The sequence below is a fragment of the Brevundimonas sp. genome (assembly GCF_044239655.1).
Lineage (GTDB): Bacteria > Pseudomonadota > Alphaproteobacteria > Caulobacterales > Caulobacteraceae > Brevundimonas.
This window is the reverse complement of the sequence record NZ_JBIIAY010000225.1, coordinates 1-2568: the sequence shown is the minus strand read 5'-3', so window position 1 is coordinate 2568 and position 2568 is coordinate 1. Positions and strand designations below refer to the sequence as shown.

At 40.9% G+C, this 2568-nt stretch carries 4 protein-coding genes; all 4 read left to right on the top strand.

Annotation, left to right across the window (positions count from 1 at the left end):
• Nucleotides 1–365, top strand: a 365-nt coding sequence (locus ACILQR_RS16665; protein WP_395652478.1) for a hypothetical protein, incomplete at its 5' end; no start/stop codon positions are given.
• Nucleotides 366–698: 333 nt separating this feature from the next.
• A complete protein-coding gene (locus ACILQR_RS16660; RefSeq protein WP_395652477.1) occupies nt 699–1352 on the top strand; it encodes a hypothetical protein in 654 nt (217 codons plus the stop codon).
• Nucleotides 1353–1690: 338 nt separating this feature from the next.
• Nucleotides 1691–2206, top strand: a complete 516-nt coding sequence (locus tag ACILQR_RS16655) for a hypothetical protein (RefSeq protein WP_395652476.1) — start codon at nt 1691–1693, stop codon at nt 2204–2206.
• Nucleotides 2206–2568 (top strand): hypothetical protein (locus ACILQR_RS16650; RefSeq protein ID WP_395652475.1); only part of this gene is annotated, 363 nt, incomplete at its 3' end. The genes ACILQR_RS16655 and ACILQR_RS16650, both read left to right, overlap by 1 nt.

The window sequence follows — 2568 nt, the reverse complement described above, 5'->3', positions numbered from 1 at the left end:
CACAAACAGGTTCTAATTTAAATATTAATCAAGAATGGGTTCAGGCTTCCGTAACAGGCACTTCGCCAACAAATTGTTACTCAGCTAAAGTTGAGTTTAATTGGGTTCCAACTGCTGCTAACGATTATCTAGCCATAGACCACGCTATGTTTGAAAAAACCCCATTTGTACTTTCTTACTTTGATGGCGATAGCGGACTAGCAACGCCTGATGAGTTATATTGGGAGGGCGGGGTTGCGGACAATTCTAGGTCTCATTTTTATGTTAATAGAGTTGCGGTAGAAGAGCGTTTAAAGATTGCTTTAAAAGACTTTTTAACCCTTGGCACAACCTTTACGGTGTACTTAGCTCAACCAAAAACGTAGTATACTCAGGTCTTATGTTAGACCTACTATTAATTTCATGTTTTGCCGCTTTTTGGCTGACGGTACTAGACCAAGTCTTTGAGTTAATTGAAAACTTTATGGATTTGCGGTTAGTAAAAGCTATAGCTGCTTTAGTTTTGTCTGCGGGTGGCGCTGGGTTAATAGGCATATCATCAATTCGTATATTCATAATTTACACAGTTTCGAGTGCTTTTATATCTGCGCTCCTAATAGCTATAGGATCTAGGGTTTCTACATACCAACCCGCCGTAGTAAGGGCTGTTAAGACAGAAAGATAAAAGTGTGTATGCTTCTTCCTTTAAGGGAGGCAACATGCCAAATGATAACCACATACTAGTTCTAGGATCTGGAGACACCAGTAGAGCTAACGTAGAAGCGCTTTTAGACGATTACTTTTTTAATAAAAAAGATAAAAATGTAATTGTATTAGCGTTTAAAAACCAAGCAAGTCAAGGTCAAGTTTTTGCTGCTCAATTTGCGAAAGATAATAATTATGAAATAGTAGTGTTTGCAAACGACGGGTTTATTTCAGCGGGCCTACCTCCTGCAACTGTTAGTCACTCTAAGAGTCCGGTAGAGGATGCATTAAAGTCAGCGAAGGGCTCAAACCCCGTCGTGTTTATGTTGTGGTCAGATGAAGATATGGAAACTGCAAACATTGTAAAAGCAGCCTCTGACGTTGGGTTTCCAATTTTTGATTTAACAGATGGGTTGACGCAAGTTGATTACTCAAAAAACATACAAAAAGTAGAAACACCGGATATGCCGAAAGTGGAAGCGACAACTGCTAAAGAAAAACATCCCGCTTTGTTTGAAGAAGAAGAGGAGGATGAGGAGGAAGCCCCTTTGGATGAGTACGAAGAAGTAGATGATGAAGTTTTTGCTCTTGCCGAGGCCTTATCCGCTTTTGCAAAATTAATCGCAAAAGCCGTTGTTGAAGAGATGAAGAAAGATGAAAATAAATGAAGTTGTCTAGAGTGTTATGGGTATACGTGTACCTAGTTCAGAGCGGTGACACGATATCAGCAGATAGGCTTGCTGTTGTGATGGGTGAGGGCAGGAAGGTTTTTCTTCCCGTTTTGCGTGAGTTACGAAAAGTAGGTTTAATAGTAACTACAAGGGAGGTAGTAAACGGAAAATACGTAACTAAGTCGTACCTTAATGGGAGTCCCAAAAGGGAACTTCTGTTACAGCTATGTCAGCACAATAGCCAATTAGCTAATACGCTGTATAGCTTAATTACTAATTGTATTAGTAGTTTTGCAAATTCTCGAACTGAAGTTCGAGAGAAGGAAGAAACAAGAGTGATAGGGTTAGATATGACTGGTTGGGGTGGGGTATTTAAGGACGGCAGTTCTATGGACAAAGACGAAGCCATTTTAGAATCTACTAAGGCTTCTAAACGCAAACAAGAAGAGTTTGAAACTAACAAAGCAAATGTTGTAAAAAAGAATAATTTGTACAGAAGCAATATTCCAGTAGCTAACTGGCTACCAAAGCATGTATGTCAAGAGTTTTCAAATCGTATCTGGACAATGCACATTAAACCTTGGAATGTTAACGCTAGCAAGTTTGTACAGGCTATGGGGAACACCCGTCGTAAATACGGAACTAACGGCGAGGTTGAGCTGAAAGTTATGGACGCTTTCTTTGTTCGGATCGACCTTGGTAAGTACTCAGACCCAGAGCACCTTTGGAGACTCTTTCTAAAAATGTTCCCTCAACTCCTACATGACGCCAAAATGTTGATAGAGTTACCAAAGGTTAATGAAGAAGACTCAGAAGTTGAAGACAAGTTTTGGGCTAAGCGGGGGATGTAATGTACAAGCCAGAGGAACTGCCTATACGTCGCCGTACGTGGCTACAACTTGCCGGAATCCCAAATCAGTATATTGGGTGGTCTTTAGACGACTGCCAGGATGCCCCTAAAACGGGTTTAAAGCGCATTAGGGACTGGATTGAGCTAGTGTCTATGGGAGATATTATCCGAGCCTCTGGAAAGGCCTCTAGTGGCAGAGGGTTAGTTATTACAGGGGAGCCCGGTCACGGAAAAACAACAGCAATTGTGGCTGCGATACAGCAAATGCTTTGCACCTTCTCAATGGAGAACTTTTCTTCTAATACTGGGGATGTTTTAGTAAGGCCCGTATATTTTATTACTTTTGCCGAATTGTTAAACCTT

Bases quoted from the DNA above. Each gene is read 5' to 3' on its own strand.
- ACILQR_RS16660 (WP_395652477.1), top strand. From the start codon at position 699: ATGCCAAATGATAACCACATACTAGTTCTAGGATCTGGAGACACCAGT.